Below are 13,156 nucleotides of genomic sequence, written 5' to 3'. Positions count from 1 at the left end.
CCTACTCAGTTGTTACATTCGAGAGTTCGGCTTCTTGCTCAACCGCAATCACTGAATCACCATCACGCACAAACCCTTGTCCGACGGTGATGATATCGACCCGTTGACCCAAACCTGTGAGCCAAACTCCATCTTGCTCTGCCTTCACTAGTTGAATACCGACAAATTTCACAACTGGTGAGTCATCGACTGAAACCAACGTTTTGACCCCAAGGTTACCCGCCTCATCCAAAGCCAACATCGCAGGTGTGACTTTGATAGCATCCCTTGTTTCAAGGTTGAGCTTCACTTCAGCGCTGACACCTGCAGGCAGTAGGCCTTCAGAGTTATCGATTTCAATTTCGATTGGAAAAGTATTAGTTGAGGCCGAAGAAATTCGAGACACATAACGCAAGCGCCCTTCCGCCTCTTCTCTTCCTAGCAAGCGAACCAAGGCAGACTGGTTAACTAACAAATGCTGGATATGACGTTCACTGACATCGGCCTCAATAACCAAAGGATCAAGGTCAATCACGCCCGCAACCGGATCGCCAACCCCAACAAAGTCACCCAACTCGACCATCAAATCTTGAACCACACCCGAAAAAGGCGAGCTAATAACGGTATTCTTTAAAGCCAATTCCGCATTGCGCATCATGGCTTTTGCTTCCGTTAACGAAGCCTCTGCTGTGGTGTAGGCGATCTCACCTTGCAGACCTCTTTTCTTCAGTGATTGCGCTGCTTTGAACTCTTTCTGCTTTAAACGATACAGAGCCGTTGCACGCTCTAACTGTATTTCCAAGTCACCTTTATCAATCTGAGCAATAGCCTGCCCTGCTTTAACCGCATCGCCTTTCACAACGTTCAATCGAACAATCTTTCCCGCGACTTCCGCGCCTAATCGAGCATGCCTATCGGGTGCCGTTCGACCGTATAAATCAATGGTTTTAAAGGTGGGTGATGAGGTGAAGGTTTGAAAGGAAACTTTGGCTAACGGGATTTCTGTCGCTTTTTTCTCTGGCGACTCTTCTGCCTGCCCCACCCCTAAACCAAGCCAGATAGACAACAACATCACTAAAATCAGAGACACCAGCCACGGCTGTTTCAGTTTCTGAAAAAGTGGTGAGTTAGAAGATAGAGTGGGCATAACAAATCCTTTTGTCCGATGTGATTAAGGCGCGCTAAATGGCTTAACACTGTCATGTGCAACTTCCTGATACACATAGGTAACCTTAACAGACCAAAATCAAACGAAGTTGGACGCTATCGACAGTTTAAAAAATATGCCGTGTACTAAAAATGTCAAAATAGAGGGTTGGAATGGTTTTAAAAGCAATGACTTAATATGTCTTATCAATTTTGAAGCTGCGTGAAAAACAAGTGCCTTGTTCAGAACCGAGCTTTGTTATGAAGAGAAATTTGGGGATATAAAAACAAAAACGCCGAACATAAGTTCGGCGTTTACAACCTTCTGGTGTAGCTTTCAGCTAAAGCTGTCTTTTAACTCTAGCTATCTTTCAAGCTATACGCTGAATGATGCGCCACAACCACATGTTGTTGTAGCGTTCGGGTTGTTCACAAAGAAGCGTGCGCCTTCTAGGCCTTCTGTGTAATCAACCATGCCGCCCATAAGGTATTGTAGGCTCATTGGGTCAACAACCAGCGTTACACCGCTATTTACAATCGTAGTGTCGCCATCATTTACTTTTTCATCAAATGTGAAGCCGTATTGGAAACCACTACAACCACCACCTGTAATGTATACACGTAGTTTTAGTTCTGGGTTTTCTTCTTCAGCGATTAGCGTTTGTACGCGGGTAGCTGCTGCATCAGAAAAAGACAATGGGATATTTACTTCGCTCACGACAACCTCTCTTACCTGTGTCAAAAACAACATGATACAAATCTAATTCGAGACCATAGTTGTTGAGTATTTTCTTATATTCGGGTGATTATCTAATACCTGACTGAAACGTTCAAGTATTCACCACCGGATCCTTCCTTTTACTGTTGTAAACTCGTCAATATCTGGCAATTAAAACGTGTAACCACACAAAACAACCAGATTCGGGTGATTATCTGGGCGAAAGCATTCCTAGTTGGATTAGGGATAGGTACAATGCGTGCCAATTGGTCCGACAGTCAAAAGAGGATATATCAATGACCAAATCAGCAGAGCTGTACGAAAAAGCACAGCAAACTATTCCTGGTGGCGTAAACTCTCCAGTTCGTGCATTCAATGGCGTAGGTGGTTCTCCAATCTTCGTTGAACGCGCTGATGGCCCACTTATTTTTGATGCTGATGGTAAAGCATATATCGATTACGTTGGCTCTTGGGGTCCAATGATCCTTGGTCACAACCACGTTGTTATCCGTGATGCGGTTATTGAAGCAGCTCAACGCGGCCTTAGCTTCGGTGCTCCAACCGAAACTGAAATCAAAATGGCTGAGCTTGTATCTGAGATGGTTCCATCAATGGAACAGCTACGTATGGTTAGCTCAGGTACAGAAGCAACAATGAGTGCGATTCGTCTTGCTCGTGGCTTCACTGGTCGTGATAAAATTCTTAAGTTTGAAGGCTGCTACCACGGCCACGCAGACAGCCTACTTGTAAAAGCCGGTTCTGGTGCACTGACTTTAGGTCAGCCAAGCTCACCAGGCGTTCCAGCTGATTTTGCTAAGCACACGCTGACTGCAACCTTCAACAACCTAGATTCAGTACGTGAGCTGTTCGCAGCAAACAAAGGCGAGATCTCGTGCATCATCGTTGAACCAGTTGCGGGCAACATGAACTGTATCCCACCAGTAGAGGGCTTCCACGAAGGTCTACGTGAAATCTGTGACCAAGAAGGTGCATTGCTAATCTTTGATGAAGTAATGACAGGTTTCCGCGTTGCTGAAGGCTGTGCGCAGGCTTACTACAACATCAAGCCAGACCTAACGTGTCTTGGTAAAGTGATCGGCGGCGGTATGCCTGTGGGTGCTTTTGGTGGTCGTAAAGAAGTAATGCAATACATCGCTCCTACAGGCCCAGTTTACCAAGCAGGTACGCTTTCAGGTAACCCTGTTGCAATGGCTGCTGGCTACGCATGTTTGAACCTTCTACGTGAAGAAGGCAACGAAAAGCGTCTAGCTTCAAAAACTAAGCAGCTAGCGAATGGCTTCAAGCAGCTTGCTGACAAGCACGGCATCCCGATGCTAGTACACCAAGTTGGTGGTATGTTTGGTTTCTTCTTCACAGACCAAGAAACGGTGACGTGCTACGAAGATGTAACTAAGTGTGATGTAGAACGCTTCAAGCGCTTCTTCCACCTAATGCTGGATCACGGTGTTTACCTTGCACCTTCAGCATTCGAAGCAAGCTTTACTTCTCTTGCTCATGGTTCAAAAGAGCTCGATGCGACACTAGAAGCTGCTGACCGCTCTCTTGCGATCATTGCTGCTGAAAGCAAATAATCGAAAGCACTTTATAAGTCGCTAACCGATTGAATTTAGGGCTGCATTAACGCAGCCCTTTTTAATGCATCGACTTAATTAAACTCGAATATTTCCGCTTATATTACGCGTCAATTTGTTCGAAAACTTGACGAAAAACGTCTAACGTTCCCAGAAAAGAAAAACCAACAACATCAGCGTACCAAGGAACATTCTGAACCAAGGGATCTCTTTTTTTGTTTGCTGTTGTTCGTCTTGGCATTTCTTATCTTTATCACAGCATCCCATAATCAAAACTCCTCATTGCTAACTCTCTGTTTTGCAGCCATTATAAACTCAGAACGCAAATATAGAGACCATTACCGTGTCAGAAAAAATCAAAATCAATTCCAGCCACTGGGTGATCATCATCGCCCTACTTGCGGCGGCTTATGCTTGTTACCTGCTTATAGAACCATACGTTAACTCGATTGTGATGGCCTTTATCATTTCACTTTTAATGTTCCCGATCCATGAGTGGCTTGAAAAGAAGATACCGAATAAAGAAAACGTGGTCTCCCTGCTTTCTTGTGTCATCTTAACCTTTATTATCGTGATTCCTTTATTGGCGGTGTTTGCAGCTATTGTGCAGCAAGGTTCTTTATTCTCTCAGAACACCTACCAGTGGGTAACACACGGCGGCATTCAAACTCTGTTCGAACACCCTTTGGTCGTGAAAGCCCTGTCGTTCGTGAACAACTACCTGCCTTTTGACAATATTGAACCTAAAGCGATCGCGCAGAAGGTCGGTGAATTCGCAACAAGCTTTGGTTCTAAACTTGTTGGTATCAGCGCAAAAATCCTTGGTGATGCGACCAACTTCTTGATGGATTTCTTCTTGATGTTGTTTGTTCTGTTCTTCTTATTAAGAGATCACGACAAAATCATCAGTGTAGTTCGTCACATTCTTCCGCTATCTCGCAGCCAAGAAGACAAGCTTCTCACTGAGATTGAGCAAGTTTCTAAATCAGCCGTTATGGGCTCATTCTTAACGGCGATTGCGCAAGGTTTTGCCGGCGGCTTAGGTATGTGGATTGCAGGTTTCCCTGGGCTCTTCTGGGGTACCATGATGGGCTTCGCCTCTTTCATCCCTGTTGTCGGTACAGCACTAATCTGGATCCCAGCCGCGACCTACTTATTCCTAACCGGGGATACTACGTGGGCAATTTTCCTAACGGTTTACTGTGTGGCGATCGTGGGCTCAATTGATAACCTTCTACGTCCGCTTCTAATGCAAGGCAGCGCGGGCATGAACACCTTAATGATTTTCTTCTCATTGCTAGGTGGTATTCAACTGTTTGGCTTGATTGGTCTTATCTACGGCCCACTGATTTTTGCTATTACTATCGTCCTATTCAACATTTACGATGAAGAGTTTAAGGACTTTTTAAATCAGCAAGACAAGAGTTAAACCGCTCTTCAATCACTTACTTGCCGAACGAGTATTAAACACTTCAAGCTTTGGGCGGATTATGCGAAAATCCGCCCTCATTTTTTGCTAACGATTCAATAGAGTGTCCTATGTCAGCTTATATTGCCCCAAGCCAGATTGCTGAGCGCCAACTTGCCTACTTTGAAGGCAAACATGTTTTAGTTGCCGGTGAGGCTGAAGACTTATTCCCTGTTGAATTAGCAAAACACTGTGAATCAGTCACTGTATTTACTTCAAACTACAGCTACTACCGTCAGCTTGAAGGTTATAGCAGCATCCAACGTTTTTACGGTGCTGAGTTTACCGAAGAGACCAAAGCTGACTTAGTGATGCTCTACTGGCCGAAAGCCAAGGCAGAAGCTGAGTATTTGTTGGCAATGCTGTTTGCCAAGCTAGGTAAAGATACTGAGATTGTCGTAGTCGGTGAAAACCGCTCTGGCGTAAAAAGTATTGAGAAGATGTTTGCGCCTTACGGCAAGGTCGTAAAATACGATTCAGCGCGTCGCTGTTCTTTCTACTGGGGTCAATGCTTCGAGCAGCCACAAGCTTTCAACTTACAAGACTGGTTTAAAACCTACACGGTGAACATTGGTGAGCAATCACTTACTGTGAAAAGCCTTCCTGGCGTATTCAGTCACGGTGAGTTCGATGTGGGTAGTCAACTGCTGCTGGATACTTTGCCAAAACTGAAAGGCAAAGTACTGGACTTCGGTTGTGGTGCTGGCGTGTTAGGCGCAGTAATGGCATCTCGTAACCCAGATATTGAGCTAGAAATGTGCGACATCAGTGCATTTGCCGTAGCATCAAGCCAAGCCACACTGAAAGCAAATAGTTTAACAGGTAAAGTCTTCGCGTCAGATGTCTATTCTGATACAGCACAAGACTACCAATTCATCATCAGTAACCCACCATTCCATTCAGGTTTAGACACTAGCTACAGCGCGACTGAGGCCTTACTTGCTCAGGCCCCTAAGCATTTGAAGCGCTCTGGTGAGATGATTATTGTTGCGAACAGTTTCTTAAAATACATCCCAATTATTGAGCAAGCGTTTGGAAAATGCGCGACTCTAAATAAGACCACCAAATTCGCGATCTACCACGCAAGTAAGTAGCATCTCTAGCACAGCGCAGGGTCATCATCTGCGCTTTCTGTTCATATTTTTATCAAAACTCTATAAAAGTGAGCTTTTGCACACGCTTTAAATACCACTTACTTGTCAAAGTAAAAAAACTCGTTAATTTCGTTAAATTGGAAACCATTAATTCTATTCTCTGTACTTGTTTTAGCCCCTTTTAGCAGTACATCAAAGGAAAGTAGTACCCAATTTATGTTTAGATTTTATCGTAAGCAGAAGTTTAAGCGCCTTCAAAACACCCTAATGCTGGCATTTCTTGTCCTCAGTATTACCCCAGTGACACTTATCGCGATCTTTTTCCTTCAATCGCACAGTCAGGACCTTCAGGAACAAAGCACCTCACACCTTGTTTCAGTCCGTGATACTAAGCAGCAACAGATTGTCGACTACCTACAAGCTCAAGAATCCCAAGTGATGGGCTTTGTTCGCTCTGAACTAGCCAATGCCAGTGGCGGCCGATTCTATGGTTTGATCAATGCATTCCAACGTCTAGGGTTAGATATTGACGAAGCACGCAGTAATGCGCAGCAACGCTACATTCAAGGATCGGGCGATCAAATCAAAACATCGATTCTTCCTGAATCCAGTAGCTTCATTGGCAGTGAGCGTTACCGCCTACTGCACAAGCGCTACCATAACGCTTACCTAGAGTTGCTTAAACGCTCCGATTTTGACGATATTCTATTGGTTGATATCAACGGTAACGTTGCTTACTCCGTCTTTAAAAATGACGATTACGGCACTAACTTGCTGACAGGTAAATACAAAGATTCAAACCTAGGCGTTACCTTTCAACGGCTCGCTAAAGATGTCACCGATCGCCGTAAGTCTAATGAGGATTACACGCCTGTTATTGTCTCGGACTTTAAAGACGAGAACGGTAAACAGACCGCATGGCTAGGTGCACCTATCGTTCAACAGGGCTACCTACACAGTTACGCGATGTTTAGATTACCTATCAACGGCATTACTAAGCTGATTGCGGATCTCAACAAGAGTTCGAATATTCAAACACTGCTTGTAGGTGATGATCACCTGCCGCGTAGCCTTGCTCATTCACAAGAATCTATCAACTTGAGCTTAGATGTTGTCGATAAAGCATTGGCTGGCGAAACAGCGGTTGGCACCTTCGACAACACCCTAGATCAAGCGATCATCGCAGCATATACACCAATTGAGCTGAAATACGCAACATGGGCTCTTGTCGTAGAGCTGCCAGAAAAAGAGGCGTTTGCTCGTATTCATCAGTTAGAAAAGATCTTCGTGATCGTGATGCTAACGGCGATCATTCTGGTAGTCGTTGCATCGCACTATCTGTCTAACTTCATCACATCCCCACTACTCAAACTGACGTGGGCTGCCGAGAAAGTATCTGCGGGTGATCTCGATGAAACCATGATCAATACCGAGCGCAAAGATGAAATAGGCCGGCTCGCGGTGAGCTTCGAGAGAATGCAGCGCTCGATTCGCGAAAAAATGCAGCTCATCAAAAACCAAAACGATGAACTTGAAGACAACCTTAAGACAATTCAAAAGCAAAACGAAGAGTTGCAACTGGCGAACAAACTTAAAGATGAGTTCCTAGCTACTACTTCACACGAATTGAGAACACCACTGCATGGCATGGTGGGTATTGCTGAAGCGCTGATATCCGGTGCGAATGGCCCCATCCCTGCTAACCAGAAGTATCAGTTGGATATCATCATCAATAGCGGTCAGCGATTAGCAACCTTGGTTGATGATCTGCTTGATTATCACAAGATGCGCTATGGCAGCTTAGACATTAAGAAATCAGCTGTTGATTTATCTGCAGCCACCAGCTTGGTCCTAGAGTTATCTCATCATCTATTGGGCAATAAACCAATCCGCATCATTAACCAAGTCCCAAGTGATTTAGGGCTAGTCTCATCGGATCCTCAACGACTTGAGCAAGTGATGTATAACTTAGTTGGCAATGCCATCAAGTACACCTCTGAAGGTAAGATTGTTATCTCTGCCAGCGTTATCGATGACAACATTCGTGTACAAGTTGTCGATACAGGCCAAGGTATACCGGCCGAGTACCTTGAGCACATCTTTGAACCATTGATTCAAGCAGGCCAAGATGCGAGTAACTACCGCCAAGGTGCAGGGCTTGGATTATCGATCAGTCGTCAGTTGATCGAGCTAATGGGCGGTTCACTGTACGTAAGTAGCCAACCAATGCTTGGCACTACGTTTAGCTTTACCCTGCCCCTAGCTACTCAAGATGAGCTGGACAGTTACAACGAATCTGGTCATTACTCGCACTTCCAAGCGCCCGATTTAATAGATAACAGCCAACAAGAAAACAGTGTTATCAGTGAAAACCCAGATGGCCCGTTACTGGTTATCGCCGATGATGAGCCGGTTAACCTGCGAGTATTAGACAGCTTCTTGAAGTTAGAAGGTTATCGAGTACGTACTGCATGTGACGGTCCGGAAACCATTGAACTGATTGAAAAAGAGAAGCCAGAGCTGCTTCTGCTCGATATCATGATGCCAGGTATGAGCGGCTATCAGGTTTGTGAAGCTCTGAGAAAGCAATATGATCATGCTCAATTGCCAATCATCATGCTAACGGCACTCAACCAGGCAGAAGACCGTGTTCGAGGTTTCGAAGCAGGTGCCAATGACTACTTGTCTAAACCGTTCAACAAACAAGAACTGGCGGCTCGAATTACAGCGCATCTATCAGCAAGTAAAGCCGAACAGAGACGCCTTGAAAATGACCAACTGCAACTCGAGCTCAAACACAGAGCTATGGTTGAAGCTAACTTGTTAGAAACTCAAGGGCGCTTATTAGAGCAACTAGAATCGGCACCTGAAGCCATCATCTGTATTCGTGATGACCAACGTATTCGCTTTGCCAACGAAGCGGCGGCAAAACTATTCAGACGCGGACAGGAACAACTTAAGCGCTCTATGGCCGACGAGATCATTGCGCCTAAATACCTCAAGGTAGAACAAGCCCACTACTGCGGTGACATTGATATCTATATAGATGACACACGTCAGCGCATACCAAGTGACATCCTTAAGCTGCCTGAAGGTTCAGGGCTCGACACCATGTATATCTTCAATGTAGGTGGTGGTGTTAACTCCAACCGAATCAATAACCTTGAAACAGCGGTTGAGGCTCTCTCTAGTTATGCCTTTGAAGGCGACAAAGATAAGTTGCAGCAACTGAAAGAGCTTGGCGGAGAATTTACTCGTCTTGCTGACAAGGCAACCGGTGAAGGTAAAAACAAGCAAGAGTTGATGCGCGAGGTGCTGGTCGATGCGATGACGAATGCCATCATCTACTGGGAATCGGTGACTGGTGAAACCAAGTTTGCTTTCGCAGAGAAAAGTGGTTTGTGGCGGGTCTACTTAGACCGCAGTACGCTACAAACGCGAACGCTAGACAAATATCTACGCGTAGAAACGCTACCGAAAACGCCTCGCTGGCGAACGGTACTGAGCTCAATCGAATTCATACTGGAACACTGTAAAGAACAGACGCCAGAAAGGACGCATATTGAGATGCTAAGAGATAAGCTGCAGAAACTACTGACCAGTTAATCCCTGAACCAACATCACGATACTTAGAGTAATGGAGCCCACCTAGCGTGGGCTTTTTTTGTACGTACTTTTCTCACTCAAAGCACAATATCGTCAATCCAAATACACTTTTTTCACTGCTTTAAACAAGCAAAATGACACGTTACTCAAGCTTAAACAATCACCAATCCAATCGCTATTTTGAGTCCTATTCTTGGCTGAATTTCACATTCCTCCGACTCTTTGTTGCAGTTTGAGAAGCGAGTCACAACAGAACGGCAGATTTAATTTTCTAGGGAAATTTAACGTAAAACTGGTAAGTGACCGAGATCTACAATTATACCAACGCATGGTAAAGCATTATAATAAAAAGCCTTTAAAGTTAGTGACCACTTACAATCAGCAATTACCACAAAACCAAATGCGAGTCACATCACCTTAACAATTACGCACAAAAAACCACCAAAGCAACCCATTTTGACGTTAATGACGTGGGATTATCTAATTTTAACGTTTTTGACGGGAAACGAGTTTGATTAATTCATCGATAAGGTGTTTTCTTACTCCTGCCAAAGGCCTACAGGCCACTCTTACCACTTCTCAGAATCAACGATGAATCTGGAGCAACGAAGAAGAGGTAGGCCTTTAACCAGAATGTGTATCTACTAAACAATTTAGCGACAGATAACATTCAATCCATTAGTGAAATGAAAGCAAATAGTAAGGAACAGCTATGCTTGCCAATATAAAAAAAACAGCAATAGCAACAGCAATTATTGCAACTGCTACAACAGGTTTTGCATCAGTAGCAACAGCTGCAGAACGCAGTGAACTGACCGTTCACCCGAAAGAGTACACTACATTCGTACGTAACTTTAACCCGTACCTTGGTGCTACTAACCTACATACTACAACTGACTTCATGTATGAGCCGCTAGTAGTATTTAACGAAATGCACGGTAACACTCCAGTGTTCCGTCTAGCTGAAAACTTCAAGATGTCAGATGATCTGATGAGCGTTGTTTTCGACATTCGTAAGGGTGTTAAATGGTCTGACGGAGAAACTTTCTCTGCTGATGATGTTGTTTTTTCTTTCAACCTTGTAAAAGAGAAGCCAGAGCTTGACCAATCTGGTATCAACTCTTGGGTAACTTCTGTAGAAAAACTGAACGACAACCAAGTTAAGTTCACCCTAACAGAAGCAAACTCAAACGTACCTTATGAGATTGCTAAAGTACCTGTAGTACCTAAGCACATCTGGAAAGACGTTAAAGATCCATCAACGTTTACCAATGAGAATCCGGTAGGTTCTGGTCCATTTACAGAAATCGATACGTTTACAGCGCAACTATACATCCAGTGTGCAAACCCGAACTACTGGGATGCTGACAACCTAGATGTTGACTGTCTACGTGTTCCACAAATTGCGAACAACGACCAATTCCTAGGTAAAGTTGTAAACAGTGAAATGGACTGGACGTCTTCTTTCGTTCCTGATATCGACCGTACATACGCAGCAGCTAGCCCTAAACACCACTACTGGTACCCGCCAGCAGGCACACAAGCATTCATCGTTAACTTCAAGCACCCTGATGCTGCGAAGCATGAAGCATTGAGCAACGTTGATTTCCGTCGTGCTTTCTCTATGGCTCTTGACCGTCAAACTATCATCGACATCGCATTCTACGGCGGCGGTACTGTGAACGATTTCGCATCGGGTCTTGGCTACGCGTTTGAAGCTTGGTCTGATGAAAAAACTCACGATAAGTACAAAGGCTTCAACACATACAACGCTGAAGGCGCGAAGAAGCTTCTTGCTGACGCTGGCTTCAAAGATGTAAACAAAGATGGTTTTGTTGACACTCCATCAGGCAAGTCTTTTGAACTAATGATTCAATCGCCAAACGGTTGGACTGACTTCAACAACACAGTTCAACTAGCGGTAGAACAGCTGAACGAAATCGGTATTAAAGCGAAAGCTCGTACACCTGACTTCTCTGTTTACAACCAAGCAATGCTTGAAGGTACATACGACGTAGCATACACAAACTACTTCCACGGTGCGGATCCATACACGTACTGGAATAGTGCTTACAACTCATCACTACAATCTGGTGATGGTATGCCTCGTTTCGCTATGCACTTCTACAAAAACGACAAGCTAGATGGTCTTCTAAACAGCTTCTACAAAACAGCTGATAAGAACGAACAGCTAGACATTGCACACGGTATCCAGCAAATCATCGCTGCAGACCAAGTGACAATCCCTGTGATGTCTGGTGCTTACATGTACCAATACAACACAACTCGCTTCACTGGTTGGTGGAACGAAGAAAATCCAAAAGGCCGTCCAAACATTTGGGCTGGTATTCCAGAGCGTCTACTTCATGTACTGGACCTAAAACCAGTTAAATAAGTAATCGTTCAATCCTTGCGGCGTAACCTCTTACGCCGCTTATAAAAATCCCCACACTCTCAATTGAAAGTATGGCGCTAGTCGTCAGGGGATTTTTCGTTCCAAATTTCGCTAGGAGCGACCTGAATCCAGAAACAGGGAAACAATCTGGGTGAGTAAGGTGTGAGTTATGGGTTATTTTTTAAGACGTTTGTCATTTTATTTTGTCGCGCTATTAGTTGCTGCGACGTTAAACTTTATTATTCCAAGAGCAATGCCTGGTGACCCCGTTACCATGATGTTTGCGAACGCTTCTGTACAAGTTACTCCAGAGCGTATTGCTGCAATGAAAGAACTATTAGGCTTTGTTGATGGTGGCCTACTGGTTCAATACGTAGCGTACATGCAGAACATTCTTAGCTGGGAGCTTGGTACATCAATTCAATTCTACCCACTTTCTGTAAACACACTGTTGGGTGGAGCATTCGGTTGGTCGCTTTTCTTAGCCGGCACCGCAGTTATTCTTTCTTTCTCGATTGGTTCAATCCTAGGTATTTTCGCAGCGTGGAAACGCGGCAGTAAATACGATGCCTTCGTAACGCCAGGGATGCTGATTCTACAAGCTGTTCCTCAAGTTGTTATCGCGATGATTGCACTATTTACCTTTGCAATTGGCTTGAAGTGGTTCCCAACCGGTTATGCCTACACCGCAGGTACCATGCCTGATTGGACAAGCTGGGCATTCATTAAGGATGTCGCTTACCACGCCTTCTTACCATTGTTCTGTGCTTCTGTTGTTCAAATTGGTGGCTTCCTAGTAAACATGCGTAACAACATGATCAACCTACTAGCCGAAGACTACATCACCATGGCGAAAGGCAAAGGCCTTAGCGAAAACCGAGTGGTATTCAACTACGCAGCTCGTAACGCGATGCTACCAAGTGTGACAGCCCTTTCAATGTCGCTAGGTATGGCAATCGGTGGTCAGTTAATTATCGAAATCATCTTTAACTATCCAGGTCTTGGTAGCGTACTTTTCAACGCAATTAACGCTCGTGACTACCAAGTACTGCAAGGTCAGCTGCTTATCATGACGCTATTCATGCTGTTCTTTAACCTAGTTGCAGACATGCTTTACGTTGTTCTTGACCCTCGTCTTCGTAAGGGTGGTAAATAATC

9 protein-coding genes are annotated in these 13,156 nt (G+C 44.6%); 6 read left to right on the top strand and 3 right to left on the bottom strand.

Translation table 11 applies throughout. From position 1 onward, the window contains the following. Position 1: 1 nt before the first annotated feature. Both CWO08_RS02925 and erpA read right to left on the bottom strand, forming a co-directional pair. Complete coding sequence (locus tag CWO08_RS02925; RefSeq protein ID WP_102478393.1) at positions 2-1,126, bottom strand: efflux RND transporter periplasmic adaptor subunit; 1,125 nt, start codon at positions 1,124-1,126, stop codon at positions 2-4. 375 nt (positions 1,127-1,501) lie between these two features. Further along, positions 1,502-1,843, bottom strand: a complete 342-nt coding sequence (gene erpA / locus CWO08_RS02920; RefSeq protein ID WP_004734539.1) for an iron-sulfur cluster insertion protein ErpA — start codon at positions 1,841-1,843, stop codon at positions 1,502-1,504. 296 nt (positions 1,844-2,139) lie between these two features. Between erpA and hemL the strand changes: the two genes are divergently transcribed. Then, positions 2,140-3,435, top strand: a complete 1,296-nt coding sequence (hemL, locus tag CWO08_RS02915; RefSeq protein WP_048605689.1) for a glutamate-1-semialdehyde 2,1-aminomutase — start codon at positions 2,140-2,142, stop codon at positions 3,433-3,435. A 141-nt stretch (positions 3,436-3,576) separates the two neighbouring features. Here the strand turns inward: hemL and CWO08_RS24155 are convergent, their stop codons facing one another. Then, positions 3,577-3,702 (bottom strand): hypothetical protein, encoded by a 126-nt coding sequence (locus CWO08_RS24155; protein WP_048658168.1) that lies wholly within the window; start codon positions 3,700-3,702, stop codon positions 3,577-3,579. A gap of 76 nt (positions 3,703-3,778) precedes the next feature. On the opposite strand from CWO08_RS24155, the gene CWO08_RS02910 reads away from it, so the two are divergent. From CWO08_RS02910 to CWO08_RS02890, 5 genes are all read left to right on the top strand, one after another. Continuing rightward, positions 3,779-4,864 carry an AI-2E family transporter gene (locus tag CWO08_RS02910; protein WP_108019828.1) on the top strand — a complete coding sequence of 362 codons (1,086 nt, stop codon included), beginning with the start codon at positions 3,779-3,781 and terminating at the stop codon, positions 4,862-4,864. A 110-nt stretch (positions 4,865-4,974) separates the two neighbouring features. Next, a complete protein-coding gene (gene rsmC / locus CWO08_RS02905; RefSeq protein ID WP_108019827.1) occupies positions 4,975-5,997 on the top strand; it encodes a 16S rRNA (guanine(1207)-N(2))-methyltransferase RsmC in 1,023 nt (340 codons plus the stop codon). A gap of 216 nt (positions 5,998-6,213) precedes the next feature. Then, positions 6,214-9,603 (top strand): response regulator, encoded by a 3,390-nt coding sequence (locus CWO08_RS02900; RefSeq protein WP_055319598.1) that lies wholly within the window; start codon positions 6,214-6,216, stop codon positions 9,601-9,603. A 712-nt stretch (positions 9,604-10,315) separates the two neighbouring features. Then, entirely contained in the window at positions 10,316-11,998 is a 1,683-nt protein-coding gene (locus CWO08_RS02895; RefSeq protein ID WP_017056650.1) for an ABC transporter substrate-binding protein, read from the top strand. A 169-nt stretch (positions 11,999-12,167) separates the two neighbouring features. Beyond that, positions 12,168-13,154: an ABC transporter permease gene (locus CWO08_RS02890; RefSeq protein ID WP_108019825.1), complete on the top strand. Its 987-nt coding sequence runs from the start codon at positions 12,168-12,170 to the stop codon at positions 13,152-13,154. Positions 13,155-13,156: the final 2 nt, after the last annotated feature.

This window comes from Vibrio sp. 10N.286.48.B8 (assembly GCF_003050085.1).
Classification (GTDB): domain Bacteria; phylum Pseudomonadota; class Gammaproteobacteria; order Enterobacterales; family Vibrionaceae; genus Vibrio; species Vibrio crassostreae.
This window is presented reverse-complemented; position numbering and strand designations above follow the sequence as displayed.

What these genes read in the sequence shown, in the direction of transcription:
- CWO08_RS02925 (WP_102478393.1), bottom strand. Translation starts at nt 1,126, where the DNA reads ATGCCCACTCTATCTTCTAACTCACCACTTTTTCAGAAACTGAAACAG.
- hemL (WP_048605689.1), top strand. Translation starts at nt 2,140, where the DNA reads ATGACCAAATCAGCAGAGCTGTACGAAAAAGCACAGCAAACTATTCCT.
- CWO08_RS24155 (WP_048658168.1), bottom strand. Translation starts at nt 3,702, where the DNA reads ATGGGATGCTGTGATAAAGATAAGAAATGCCAAGACGAACAACAGCAA.
- rsmC (WP_108019827.1), top strand. Translation starts at nt 4,975, where the DNA reads ATGTCAGCTTATATTGCCCCAAGCCAGATTGCTGAGCGCCAACTTGCC.
- CWO08_RS02900 (WP_055319598.1), top strand. Translation starts at nt 6,214, where the DNA reads ATGTTTAGATTTTATCGTAAGCAGAAGTTTAAGCGCCTTCAAAACACC.
- CWO08_RS02895 (WP_017056650.1), top strand. Translation starts at nt 10,316, where the DNA reads ATGCTTGCCAATATAAAAAAAACAGCAATAGCAACAGCAATTATTGCA.
- CWO08_RS02890 (WP_108019825.1), top strand. Translation starts at nt 12,168, where the DNA reads ATGGGTTATTTTTTAAGACGTTTGTCATTTTATTTTGTCGCGCTATTA.